This window comes from Alphaproteobacteria bacterium (genome assembly GCA_023898745.1).
Taxonomy (GTDB): Bacteria; Pseudomonadota; Alphaproteobacteria.
In genome coordinates, this window is sequence record CP060237.1 from 354,379 (window position 1) to 367,593 (window position 13,215).

The following is a 13,215-nucleotide window of genomic DNA, read 5'->3' on the forward strand; positions in this document are numbered from 1 at the left end:
CCATCATCTAGAATGTCTTGAAAAACTTTTATGTCTTTACTATAAATAAGCTAGTAACAGAATAGGATTTTATAACATGTTATTTTTGAATATACTTTGTGCAACTGATCTTGAGATCCAGATGCAAGCTCTAGAAACGGCGCAGTTGGAGTGTGAGATGCAAATTCAAACAAACAATAATGCAATTGAAGAGAACAATAGACAAAATTCAGATTTGAATGAGAAATTGGAACAATGTAATAGGGATTTAGAACAGTTGAAACAATCAAGAGCTGCGGAAATTTCACGTATTTATGAAGATCCAGAAGTTAAACAGAGAGAAAAGGAAAGATTTGAAGCTGAAGAAGCGCGCATTGCTCGTAATGTAAAGCGCGCCTTTGAAGGCAGTTCTGAGCGTGAAAAGTATCCTTCCGAAGTTGTTGAGGAAACTTCTGAGGCCTTGAGAGCAATCGAACAACAAATTAAAAACCTTTGTGAAGAAAAAAAGCAATATGAAGAGAAGCGGAGAGATTTGTTCAATGCTTTAGAGGTTTTAGCTGGAAAAGATAAAGCTCTAGGTGAAAATTTAATCGAGATTACAAAAAAGAAAAACCGTATTGAGAGTCAGTTGTTTGATCAACAAAGGCTGCAGCCTCTTAGGGATATATTGCATGCTAGAGAAATGCAAGCTCTTCTCAGTGTTGCAGGAATTCTTGCGTGCATTATCTTGTCAGACCAATATCTCGGAACAAATATCGTCGAAACGTTTTCTTACTATTTTCGCTCAGCAAATGATAAGCTTCAGCCTTGATTGCGTTTCCACCATTTATCCACAATCACAGTCACACAAGAATCGGACCATAAGTTGATGCTCGTTTCCAGCATATCCAACACACCATAAAACGGCAAGATTACACCCATTAATTCAACAGGCACGTTGAAACTAGAGAGCAACGCGTTGGTTAAAAAGAAGCACCCCATAGGCACACCTGCATTGCCAATTGCTACAATTGTGGCAATCAAAATCCACAGAATTTTTTGCGTTAATGTGAACACAACACCATGTGATGTTGCAACGAATAAGAATGTCACCAAAATAAATGCCGCACATGCATTCATGTTAATAGTTGTGCACAAAGGAAATGTGATACGACTTACTTCAGGACTAACACCCAAATTCTCTTCTGAATTTTGAATAGCAGTTGGGATAGCGGCAGCACCAGATTTTGTGAAAAAGGCCAATGATAATGTTGGGAACATGCCCTTAAAGGTATCCAAAACCGGAATACGATGCAGCACTAAAATAAGTGGCAAAATTAATGCGCCATGAATTAGGTTAGCCGCTGTAATTACACCAAGATATTTTGCTAGCGCGCCCACTTCAAAGGTTTTACCTAGATCTTTCATAAACAACATAATGAAAGCAACAACGGCAAAAGGCAGAAGTTTCAAAATCCATTTTGTGATTTGCATGATCATAGCAAATCCCAGATTCAATGCGTTGCTGATGGATTGCTTTTGTGCTTTAGGTAAAGCCAAAGAAGCTAATCCAATAAACGCAGAAATAATTAAAACACCAATCACATTGAAATCCAAAAATGGTTTTACGATATTGTCTGGGAAAATTTTAACGAACTCAGCAGAATATGTAGAGTAATTTGAAACGGCATTTGCAACTTGCGGAACTTCTGAAGGTTCAACAGGTTGTGCTAGTTCAAATAATCCAAGACCTAAGGTTGCAGACAATACAGTTGTGAGAATCGTGTAAAACAATATGTGGCGTGTCATGAGCCAGGCGTTTGGATTTTTATCCAAATTAGCAATGGTTGAAGCAATGGATAAACTAATGATCGGCAAGCTAACGAATTTCAGAAGTCGCATAAAAACGGTGCTGACAAACCCAGCAAATCCAAAAGCAACCTCTGGTCCATACATGCCTAAAATGACGCCGATGATGATGGAGATGATCATGGAATATTTTTGAAACATCGGGAAAAATAAATCACTCTTTAGTTCATGGTATCATACTCTCATGTTGCCACGAAGGCTGTTGTCATGAAGAGCGCGTTATCAAGAGGAGCGCAACCTTCCGTCATCACGAGGAGCGCAACCTTCCGTCATCACGAGCCTTGCGCAACAAGGTGTGGTGATCCATCATAGATTGCCACGCATTCTAACGAATGCTCGCAATGACGGCGGCGCGTTATCAAGAGGAGCGTAACCTTCCGTCATCACGAGGAGCGCAGCGACGTGGTGATCTATAATAGATTGCCATGCCGCCTACGCTAAAGCTACGGCCTGCTCGCCATGACGCGTTTATTTTTTCCGAATAAGCTTCTTTATAAATTGAATCACCACAGGCAAAAATGATAACACCCCAAGCGCTGCCAACCCAATGATCAAGTCATTATTAATCGTCAAAGTTTCAAATGATTCTTCTAATGCATTTCCAATAAATGCAAACACAAATGTTCCTGGAATCGCACCGAGGAATGTTGCAACTGCAAATGTGCGAAATGGAATTTTAAGAAATGCTGATACAAGCGTAAGCACGAAAAATGGAATTGCAGGGGTAAGTCTTAAGGATAATAAATAAAAAAATGCATTTTCCTGAAATCCTTTGCGCAATTTCTCAATAAAGGCTTTGGATTGTGTGTCTGGCACAGCTGATCGCGTGCTTAAAAATAGAATGCATGATCCAATTGTGGCAGAAATTAAGGCTAGAAGAGTGGCTATATACGGTCCATATAAAAATCCTGCCATGATTGTGAGAAATATGGTGGGGATAGATATGCTTACAATAGCTGTGTCTATCAACAGGAAAATGAGCATTGAGAGCAGGTAGTTGTGTTTTATGAAATCTTGGATTTGGTGTTGGTATTGTTTAAAGGTTGCGATGGTTAAATACTGCGACCACCCCATTGTCCAAAAGGTTATGACGAATGTGGCGATGAAAATGATGGGGAGGTATTTTCTGAGGCTTTTCATGAGAGGCTGGGTTTTATGTGATGTAGCTTAGTTTAGCTTAGAGGGTTTTAGGGTGTGAGGGAAGGTTTACAAGTTATCTTCTTGTTTTCCGTAGAGAGATTCTGGTGTTGGATAGATGCGATAAAGATAATTTCCTTGTTGCCAACCATTTTTTATGCATAATTGATGTGCTTTTTCTTCTCGTTGATCAAGCGGGTATGACATAAGTTCTTCTGAAGTATTTATAGCTTCGCTATTTTGCTGGAGTGTGGAATTTGGAAATAAATAGCGATAGCAAAGCGGATTCTTTTTAGCCCCGTAAAAATCTACACACAACATTCTAATAAAATCGTTGTTGATTTTAAGAGATTTATTCTGGTCAATGTGCAGAGGGTGTTCAGGAAAATATGGCCATAAGTGTTCTTCTTGGAACACTTGAGGGCTTTCTATGTATTTGTGCATAGTATAGGAAAGTATAGAGTCGTTGCACCCATAACGATATTCTCCTGTTGTTTGAACGTATAGATTCATTTCATGATTATAATGTTCAAGGAATGTCCTATGCGCAACCCAAAATCCTCCTGTTATGCATGGTTTTTCTGCAATTTTATCCATATACCCTTCTGGGAAAAGCCCCTCCCAACATAGCCGCAACCTTTCAGGAGTTATTCGTATAAACGATCCAGCGATCGATTGTTTTTCACATAAAGTAATTTGTTGATCTAATAGTAATTCTGATTGGATCCATTGATCACAATCCAGCCAAATGTAATATTGATACTCTGGAAAATGTTTGTGTAAGCAGTGTACAACTGTCATGTTCTTAAAGGCATTGAGATTATCATGCCACGCATTCTTATTAATGATATTAGGATCAATGTCCCAACCGGGATCTTTAACTTCACATTCGAAGCGCTCATGTAAATAGTTGCTATCTTCCTGACTAAGACCACAATCAAGAACTTTAATAGGTATATGGCTATACGATTGTGTTGCTTTAATGGATTCAATGAGTTGTATGGCTAAATCGAAGTAAGGTTCATTAGAGCTTGTGCCCATAACAAAACACAAGCTATCCATTGTTTCTTGCTTCGGAATATAGTTTGGGTCACGTGGTAAATATAAGGGTTGTCTTGGTTGCACCCTACTCTTCTCTGGATCCCTATGAAACTCAGGCCGTGAATACCACTCTAAGCGATGATCCACATAATCCCAATCAGGAAATAGTGTTTTTGCATAAAGCATAAGCTCTTTATCTTTTTCAAAGCGCCATTCATGTTGATATTGGTATGACAGTCTTAAGACATCCTCTTTTTTAATAAGTAACGGTTTGTCGAGTGCGCCATACAAACTTTCAGGTGTGGGGTATATGCGATAGTGATAACTTCCTTTTTTCCAGCCATGCTTTAAGCACATTTGATGAAGTATCTCTTCTTGTTCTAATGGGGTTTCATTTTTTATTGAATCCATAAATTGAACTATTTTTTCTTGATCGGAGGGATTTTGAGAAAATGGAACACAATAAGGTAAGTGTTTTAAGTCGTCATGTAGGGATATTGAATGTATGTATTCGTTGTTTATTTTTAGGTATTGATTTTCGTCAAGATCAGCGTGCACACCATATCGGTATAATCCAATCGCATGAAAAGTGCGATTGTCTGAGATGATTGGGTCTCTTATATACTTATATAATGTGTAAATCATAAGCGCATCATCAGTTCCATGTTGAAAAGGCACTGATTGTGTTAATGCGTGCATTTCATGTGTCATATTTTCCAAGAAATTTTTATGCATAACCATTAAGCCCCCTGTCATGCCTGGTTTATTCACAATGAGGTTCAGGTGCGCCTCTGTTAAACAAAAATCAAAAGCATGTATAGGGGTAAAGTCTTCTATTTTTCTTGTTCCGGCGCAGCCTTTTTCTTCGCATATACTTAGTAGTCGATCCAAACTCAGCTCGGTCTGAAACCAGATATCACAATCCATCCAAATGTAATATTCGTATCCTGGAAAGTGTTTATGGCAGCAAATTCTAGAAATGGAGCCTTTGAAAGCATTCGGGTTGTCGTGCCATGCATTTTTATCAATCAAATGCTCTTCCAAATCCCAGCCCGGATCTTTAATTTCACAGTTAAAATTTTCATACAAATATTGAGCATCTTCTTGTGCAAGGCCGCAATCAAAGATTTTAATAGGGATATTATTATAATTTTTTGTGGCTTTGATAGACTCTATAAGCTGCACAGCTAAAGCAAAATATGGTGGGTTAGAGCTTGTGGCAGTTACAAAACAAGACCTTTCAATTGTTTCTTGTTTGGGAATATAATTCGGATTCCGTGGTAAGTCTAATATTTTTCTTGGCTGTGTTTTGCTTTTTTCTGCCTTTCTGTGAAACTCTGGTCTTGAATGCCACTCTAAGCGTTGATCAACATAAATCCAATCAGGAAATAGTGTTTTTGCATAAAGCATAAGCTCTTTATCTTTTTCAAAGCACCATTCATGTTGATATTGGTAAGAGAGTTTCAGTATATCGCTTTTTGTTTTAAGCCAGCTATGTAATGGGCCGTGCATTTTTTCAGGAGCTAAATATGTTCTATAAAAGTAACTGTCTTGTGACCAATAGTTTGTTTCGCATAATTTACTTTTCTCGTTTTCTGCTTCATGTGTAGGTTTTGTGTATAGTTTTTTTGACAGCTGTATAGTATTTTCCACCTCCTGATAAGGCTGTTCAGAAAATAACATGCGCCTTGGAAAATGTTTCATATCTAAATATAAATTAATTATTCCAATGGGGTTTTTGTCAGGTGTATACAACACATTATTTGCGCTGATCATGTGTACGTGTGGAAAATGCAAGTCTAGCTCGTTTATAACTTCAAAATTTTCTATATGTTTATGCGCGATATAGTTTATAATAGGCCAGGTAGAATCAATAACGAATTTACTTACCTCTTTTTCATGATCTCGATAATGTTGTAAAAATTCTTTATTTATACAGTAACAAGAGCTAAACATTTCAGATTTTTCTGATAAGTGTTTTTCAAAATCCTCTATCGAAAAGGCATTTTGGACTATAGGAATATCATAAAATCCTGCAAAAAATCTCTCATTAAACCCTTTAAACAAAGACAACCCCTGCTTCTCACAAACACACACAAGCCTATCCAAAGCCCTGTCATTTTGAACCCACAAATCAGACTCAATCCAAAGATAATACTCATATCCAGGGAAATGCACGTCATAGTATCCTCTGGAAGTTTCAAGTTTTAGTACATTGCTTAAATCTAATTTCTCATTATTTTTAAAATACGTAGTTCCAAAATCAATTTTTGATACATCCACATCCCATCCTGGATCTTTGACCTCTGCATTAAACCGTTGTTCTAAGTAGGCAATATCTTCTTCGGTTAAGCCAAAATCTACAACTTTGATGGGTATATTGTTGTAGTGTTGAGTGGCTTTGATAGATTCTAAAAGTTCTACCGTAAGGTTAAAGTATAAAGGAGCAGAGTTTGTCCCCGTCACAAAGCACAAGCTCTCCATCGTCTCCTGCTTCGGAATATAATCAGGATCACGTGGCAAATGTAATGGCTGTCTCGGTTGCACTCTACTCTTCTCAGGATCTCTATGAAACTCAGGCCGTGAATGCCACTCCAAACGAATATCCACATAATCCCAATCTGGGAATAATTTCTTTGCTTGCAGCATAAGCTCTTTGTCTTTTTCAAAACGCCATTCACGTTGGAATTGGTAAGATTGTTTCAAAATATCTAACTTCGAATCCAACCATTGATCCATCTCCCCATACAACACAACAGGATCCACATACGTGCGATAACTCAAACTCCCCTGCTTCCAACCATGTTTTTCACACAGTGAAGCGATTTTCAATTCAGAAAACTCAGCATTTTGCATGCCAAAAAGTTGCACACCTCTTTGCATAGCATCCAAATTTTCTTTCACGTCATCTGAATTTGCAAACAATCCACGATAGGCTGAAGTATTCAAATGCACAATACCTAAAATATGACCATCTAAATCGCACAGATTACCAACATCATCTAGCTTCACCTCTTGTGCAGCAAAATTAAACTGCCCTTCTGAAATAACCCCAGCAACCTCTTTATAAAAAACATAGTTAAATACCGCAAGATCAAACCCTGTTTTATACGCACCCGCTTCTTCAAGCATGTTGCGAAACAATCCGCGATGTTTATGCGCTATGTCAGCTCTTATGCAGTAAATATCATTTGCAAGGACATCCTTGCCTTTCATAAATTGTACGTCTTCCACCGCAATAGAAGGCGCTGCATAATGCTTAGCAGTCCAAACATTGCTGCCATTTTTTCCCGCAGCTAATCCTTGTTTTTCGCACAAATAGACAAGTTTATCTAAAGCACGTTCGTTTTGAATCCATACAGTATGATCCAACCAAAAATAGTAATGATATCCTGGAAAATATTTATGCATATAAGGTTGCACATGTTCTTGCGTTGCATCTTTAACTTTTTTGACTTCACACCCAAAATGTTCATGCAAATAATTTGCATCAATTTGTGTAAGACCGCAGTCAAGGATTTTTACAGGAACGTCTTTGTACCAACGTGTAGTTTTAAGAGACTCAAGTAACTGCACAACAGATTCAAAGCTCGACCTTTTAGAGCTGCCAGTTGTCACAAAACATAAACTCTTCAACGTTTCTTCTGCAGGCGTTTCTTCAGGAAGTCTTAGCAAGTGCAATGGTTGTCGTGGTTGTGTTTTGCTTTTAGCTAAATCTCTATCAAACTGAGGTCTTGCATGCCACTCTAATCTCAAATCAGCATAGTTCCAATCTGGAAATAATGCTTTGGCTTCCAGCATCAGGGCTTTGTCTTTTGCAAAACGCCATTCACGTTGATATTGATAAGACAGCTTTATTACATCTTCCTTTGTTCTGATTGTCATAACCATTCCTCCATTTTTCCATATACTAATTCAGGGTCTAAATATGTTCGATAGAAATATGTTCCATGTGTCCAACCATGCTTTGCACGATGCTGATCCAATGTTTCATGATCGAGTCTTTGTTGTGATAGGTGAAGCGCTTGGATGTTATCTTGCGCAGATGTATTTGAAGATAAGATATAATATCCATAACCTTTGGTGTGTCCACCAAGAGATAAAACGCCCAATACATGTTGACGTTCAATATCTTGGTAAATGTTTTTCGCTTCATCAAAAAACCCGCCCTTAAAAGCTAGGTCAATATAATGAATGTTGTCATCATCAAAAAACTTTCCGTTCTCCACTTCTTTAAAAAATGTGTAATTGAATATCGCAGTATCAATGCCCCAAATGATTGTTGGCATAACAGAAACAGTATGGTCTGTATATTCAGCCATGCGTTGCGCCATGGTATCCGAGATGCAGAATATAGATGGGTTCAATGTAGTTTTGACGCCTTTCTCAACTTTCATGAAATCCAAATAATCTTTGGGGATTGAGCGAAAATACCCAACATTAAAAGGATCATTGCGCATAAACTGCGGAAATTGCGTTTCTTTTACACCTGCGATACCCTGCTCTTCACATAAACAAACCAGCTTATCCATAGCACGTTCATCTTGAATCCAATTGTCTGTATCTGACCAAAAATAATATTTGTATCCAGGAAAATGTTTTTGGATATAGGGTCTTGAAATAGCACCTTTCCATCCATTTATAGGACCTTGTTTTTCTTTAGACAATTTTTCTGGATCCATATCCCATCCTGGATCTTTTACCTCAGCATTGAAGCGTTGTCTTAAATAATCTGCATCCTCTTGCGTAAGGCCGCAATCGAGAATTTTGATAGGAACATCTTTATACCAACGCGTCGCTTTAAGTGACTCTAAGAGCTGCACAGATAAATCAAAATACGGTTGATCAGATCCAGAAGCGGTCACAAAACATAGACTATCCATTGTTTCCTGTTTTGGAATATAATTTGGATCACGTGGTAAGTGCAAAGGTTGTCTTGGTTGCGTCTTGCTTTTTGCCGGATCTCTATCAAACTCAGGTCGTGCATGCCACGCTAATCTCAAATCAGCATAATTCCAATCTGGGAAAAGTTCTTTCGCTTCCAATATAAGCGCTTTATCTTTTTCAAAACGCCATTCACGTTGATATTGGTAAGACAATTGCAAAATATTTTCTTTTGTTTTGACTGTCATAACCATGCCTCCATTTTCCCGCAGAGTAGCTCAGGATCAAGATAGGTGCGATAGAAGTAACTCCCCTGTTTCCATCCATGTGTTTTGCATATAATATGAGCTTCTGTTTCCTTGAATATTGCATCCTTGCTTGCAGCAATTTGTTTTGCTTTTTGAATAGCCATGATATTATCTGTGCCAATATCAGAATTCGCAAATAACAAGCGACGCGGAAGTAATTTAAGGGTTGCTGCTAAGCAGATAATCCCTAAAAGATTGCCCTCAAGGTCATATAAATTTTGCGCATCATCTACTTTTGCGCCTTTACTGAAGATATTGAGGTAATGCCAATGAAGTTCTTGCAGAACGATACCAGATGTTTCTTTGTAAAAAAGATAGTTTAGTGATGCAAGATCAAAGCCAAATTGATAACGCCCTCTTCGTGCAAGCATCTCTTCACATAAGGGTGGGTATTTTTCTGCAATATCAATTCTTATGCAGTAAATACTATTGGTAAGAATGTCTTTATGTTTTAAAAAATTAGCCTCGTGTTTTGTGATGCAGGGATTGGCAAAGAATGTTTCGTCGCCCCAGAAACAATCATGATCTTTTGTGATAGATAAGCCGTTTTTTTCAGCAATACAGATCATTTTATCTAGAGTGAGATCATCTTGAATCCAGGTGTCAGCGTCTAGCCAAAAATAATAGTCATATCCAGGAAAATGTTTATGGATATAAGGTCTGGAGACTAAGCCTTTGAATGCATTAATATCTCCCCATTTCTTTTTATTTATGATGAGAAAAGGGTTGATATCCCAGTCTGGATCTTTAATTTCACATCCAAAGCGTTTTATCAGATACTCTTTATCATCAGCAGTTAAGCCGCAGTCGAGCAGCTTAATTGGAGCGTCAGCATACCAGCGTGTGGTTTTAAGAGACTCAAGTAACTGAACAACCAAATCGAAATACGGAGCATTTGAGCTTGCGCCTGTCACAAAGCACAAACTCTCCATTGTTTCCTGCTTTGGAATATAATTTGGATCACGTGGTAAGTGTAAAGGTTTTCTAGGTTGCACCTTACTCTTCTCTGGATCTCTATGAAACTCAGGTCGTGCATGCCATTCTAGCCTTTGGTCAACATAATCCCAGTCAGAAAATTCTTTCTTTGCCTTAAGCATAAGTTCATGGTCTCTGCGGAACAGCCACTTACGCTGGTAGTCATAAGATAAAGAAAGAATCTGTTGCCTCGGGTCGTTTGACATAACACAACTTTCAATCGTTTATGTCACCCTGAGTGAGCTTCTGCGCATCGCTATCCCTGGACGATGGCATGAAGCTGGCCCAGGATGACGAAGAGCATCCATTTTAAGTTCATTATATCATGAATTTGGAAAAACGTCGAGACAGTGTCGTCACCACGAGCCTTACGTAACAAGGCGTGGTGATACGTTATGGATGGCCACGACCCTAAAGGGCCTCGCCGTGACGGTGTTTTGCAGATCGTCATCACGAGGGACGTAGTCCCGTGGTGATCCATTGAGATAGCCCGCCTACGCTCTTTGAGCTTCGGCGAGGCATCCACTTCACACGCTCCGACTTGATGATAAATCATCTCGTCGTAGCTATCCGCCGTCGCCCGAAGGGCTATGGCGAGATGCGAAGACGGATGAATGTCCACGCTTCGCTCGTCATGACGAAGTTAATCAGTGGTGCCTAGGGCCGGAGTCGAACCGGCACGCCCATAAAGAGCGACAGATTTTAAGTCTGTTGCGTCTACCAATTCCGCCACCCAGGCACCTTAAGCTTAGGGTGCAGAAAATTCAGAGAAAAGTCAATGTATGAGCATATAATCGTATATTGAAATTACACTTGAAATAATTTAATATCTGTCCAAGAGTTAAGCGTTTCGTAGCTGAAATGATGATTTACGCGATAACTGTATTTCTTATTTTATCTTTTTTATTTACCATCCGTTTTGAAAAAGAGATGAAAAGCTTGAGAACATTCGCATTTATATCAACAAACTCTTATGTATTGACTGCTACAATTATAGCATCTCATATAGGAAGTGGCGCAATTATTGGTGGGATTGAGAGTGGCGCGTCATATGGGATTTTTGCTTTACTTGGACTTTTAGGGTTTCCTATACAGTTGATATTGATCGCATTTTTTATTGCGCCAAAAAAAAGAGAAAATATTGTAACAATAGGAGATTTTTTTGAACCGCATTATGGCGAGTGGATGAAAATCCTTACAGGATTCATTGTAATTATTTTTAATTTAGGTCTTATTATAACACTCATATACTCTATGAATACCACCCTATTTTTTTTTATCGGTACATCAACAGCTTATATTATGAGCGCTCTCACGCTCATTCTTGCAATCCACTGCTGTTTTAGAGGAATGATATTAAACGTGTGTATGAGCATTCTGCAATGTACACTGATGTTTCTAGCGCTCTTAATGGGATGGGGTTTCAGTGTTTACTATCATGGAAGCTTTGGGCAATTTTTAACACATATTCCTATGCAGTCTTGGACAATCTCAAACTCTCAATCTTATGTAGAAATATTTTCCATATTTATAGGGTTGATGTTAGGTAATGCCCTTATGCCCTCTGTATTTCAAGGGCTGCATATGGCAGAAACCAAAGCTCAAGCTAAGATGAGCTTTCTTCTCTCCGGCTTTTGTATTGCTGTATTTGCAGCATTCTTGGTGTTATGTGGTATGGGAATAATGACATTTGATATAAATTCAGCCAGCGCTTTTGAAAATCTTTTCTTAAAAGCGCCACCTTTTTTAAAAATTTTTATTGCAATTGGATTGTTGATAGCTATTTTATCATCAATTGTAAATTTGCTTAACATTTCCATTGTTGCCTTGATAAATGATGTTCTCACACCCTTTCGTTGTCGCGCAAAAAATTTAAAGATTATAATATACACAAGCGCACTTTTCTTTGGCGGATTATCTTTTATCATTGCATTTTTCATTCTCTCAAGCTCTAGATTGAAAATGTTATTTTTTATATATAAACTCTGGGGGCCATTATTTTTAACACCTATTTTAGGTATTTTTTATAAAAAAACTATTCCTGGATGGGCATTTTTTATAATAATGCTGTTAACAGTTTTTGTTATGGCGCTTTGGGTGATTTTAGGGTTAGACAAACAGACGCATATTCATGAGCTAATCGTTGGATTAGGAGCCAATTTTATTTTGTATACCATAACCAGATTTATTTTTTGTCAGAAAACAAACTGTTCGCATCAATAGGATCATTGAATAGCGGCACATCAGCACAGAAACAAAACTTCTTACCTTCTGGTGAGTTATAAATAGCGAATTGTTTGCCTTGATAAATCTCTTGTCTTGGAGAAATATGCACACCTTGAGCATCATCAAAAGATGCAAAAGATGGACGCATATGCTTTTCTGCTTGCCTTAAAAGCGGCTTATCATTTTCTGGAACTTCTATATACAATGCTTCTAAACTGGTTGCTTGAGGTAGTGTATCAAAAATAGGCGCTCCGTTTTCTCTGCCCATGGTTGCGATACGTCTTACTTCTGGCCCATAAATTTTAGTCATAAAAAAGAATGCGATACCCAAGATCTCTGCATAATTTTCTTGAGTTGGATTTATGCAAAAATTTAACCGTCCTATTGCGGGCATATGTGCGCTTATCCAAAAATACGCAATATTTTTTTGATGCTCCTCAAGTGTAATAGGGGTTTCAAAACGTGAGTTTTCATAATATTGCTCAAATTGGTTTAATGATTGCGTTATACTCCTGAAATCTTTTGGGGTATTAGATTTTGGAAGATGCATTTCCATAAAAGCGCGAGAATCTTTTTTTGGCACAAAAGTTCGAAAAGTAAGATCTTCATGCGTGCAAAAAAATCTTTGACGGCCTGACACAATTGAAAAGTAATTTGAGTGATGCAGAGAGTAGCTGTTTGAACCTGTTGGACATCGTGCCACTTTAGAAGGTAGAAATAAACCTGTGCAAGCGTCAATATGAACGATAAAATATGACAATAACATTGATTTGTATTTCTGCCAGAGTCAAGGATAGTCTAAATAAAACGTTCGTTT

The 13,215-nt window shown here is 38.1% G+C and carries 8 protein-coding genes and 1 tRNA gene; 2 read left to right on the forward strand and 7 right to left on the reverse strand.

Features of this window, described 5'->3' with window-relative positions:
- Nucleotides 1-76 precede the first annotated feature (76 nt).
- Nucleotides 77-790, forward strand: a complete 714-nt coding sequence (locus tag H6850_01775) for a hypothetical protein (protein ID USO02697.1) — start codon at nucleotides 77-79, stop codon at nucleotides 788-790.
- Here the strand turns inward: H6850_01775 and H6850_01780 are convergent.
- The 6 genes from H6850_01780 to H6850_01805 form a co-directional block, all read right to left on the reverse strand.
- The gene (locus tag H6850_01780) at nucleotides 781-1,968 is read right to left on the reverse strand and encodes a dicarboxylate/amino acid:cation symporter (GenBank protein USO02698.1); all 1,188 of its coding nucleotides are present in this window, start codon (nucleotides 1,966-1,968) and stop codon (nucleotides 781-783) included. The genes H6850_01775 and H6850_01780 overlap by 10 nt on opposite strands.
- 327 nt (nucleotides 1,969-2,295) lie before the next feature.
- The gene (locus tag H6850_01785; protein ID USO02699.1) at nucleotides 2,296-2,967 is read right to left on the reverse strand and encodes a TVP38/TMEM64 family protein; all 672 of its coding nucleotides are present in this window, start codon (nucleotides 2,965-2,967) and stop codon (nucleotides 2,296-2,298) included.
- A gap of 66 nt (nucleotides 2,968-3,033) precedes the next feature.
- Entirely contained in the window at nucleotides 3,034-7,890 is a 4,857-nt protein-coding gene (locus H6850_01790; protein USO02700.1) for a hypothetical protein, read from the reverse strand.
- Entirely contained in the window at nucleotides 7,887-9,137 is a 1,251-nt protein-coding gene (locus H6850_01795) for a hypothetical protein (protein ID USO02701.1), read from the reverse strand. Before H6850_01795 ends, H6850_01790 begins: the two co-directional genes overlap by 4 nt.
- Entirely contained in the window at nucleotides 9,134-10,378 is a 1,245-nt protein-coding gene (locus H6850_01800) for a hypothetical protein (GenBank protein USO02702.1), read from the reverse strand. Before H6850_01800 ends, H6850_01795 begins: the two co-directional genes overlap by 4 nt.
- A gap of 445 nt (nucleotides 10,379-10,823) precedes the next feature.
- A tRNA-Leu gene (locus H6850_01805) sits at nucleotides 10,824-10,911 on the reverse strand.
- 122 nt (nucleotides 10,912-11,033) lie between these two features.
- Between H6850_01805 and H6850_01810 the strand changes: the two genes are divergently transcribed.
- The gene (locus tag H6850_01810) at nucleotides 11,034-12,395 is read left to right on the forward strand and encodes a hypothetical protein (protein USO02703.1); all 1,362 of its coding nucleotides are present in this window, start codon (nucleotides 11,034-11,036) and stop codon (nucleotides 12,393-12,395) included.
- Here H6850_01810 and H6850_01815 read toward each other — a convergent pair.
- Nucleotides 12,358-13,164 (reverse strand): hypothetical protein, encoded by an 807-nt coding sequence (locus H6850_01815; GenBank protein USO02704.1) that lies wholly within the window; start codon nucleotides 13,162-13,164, stop codon nucleotides 12,358-12,360. The genes H6850_01810 and H6850_01815 overlap by 38 nt on opposite strands.
- Nucleotides 13,165-13,215 lie beyond the last annotated feature (51 nt).

Excerpts from the sequence above, each read along its gene's own strand:
- H6850_01775 (USO02697.1), top strand. The coding sequence starts at position 77 with ATGTTATTTTTGAATATACTTTGTGCAACTGATCTTGAGATCCAGATG.
- H6850_01780 (USO02698.1), bottom strand. The coding sequence starts at position 1,968 with ATGTTTCAAAAATATTCCATGATCATCTCCATCATCATCGGCGTCATT.
- H6850_01785 (USO02699.1), bottom strand. The coding sequence starts at position 2,967 with ATGAAAAGCCTCAGAAAATACCTCCCCATCATTTTCATCGCCACATTC.
- H6850_01790 (USO02700.1), bottom strand. The coding sequence starts at position 7,890 with ATGACAATCAGAACAAAGGAAGATGTAATAAAGCTGTCTTATCAATAT.
- H6850_01795 (USO02701.1), bottom strand. The coding sequence starts at position 9,137 with ATGACAGTCAAAACAAAAGAAAATATTTTGCAATTGTCTTACCAATAT.
- H6850_01800 (USO02702.1), bottom strand. The coding sequence starts at position 10,378 with ATGTCAAACGACCCGAGGCAACAGATTCTTTCTTTATCTTATGACTAC.
- H6850_01810 (USO02703.1), top strand. The coding sequence starts at position 11,034 with ATGATGATTTACGCGATAACTGTATTTCTTATTTTATCTTTTTTATTT.
- H6850_01815 (USO02704.1), bottom strand. The coding sequence starts at position 13,164 with ATGTTATTGTCATATTTTATCGTTCATATTGACGCTTGCACAGGTTTA.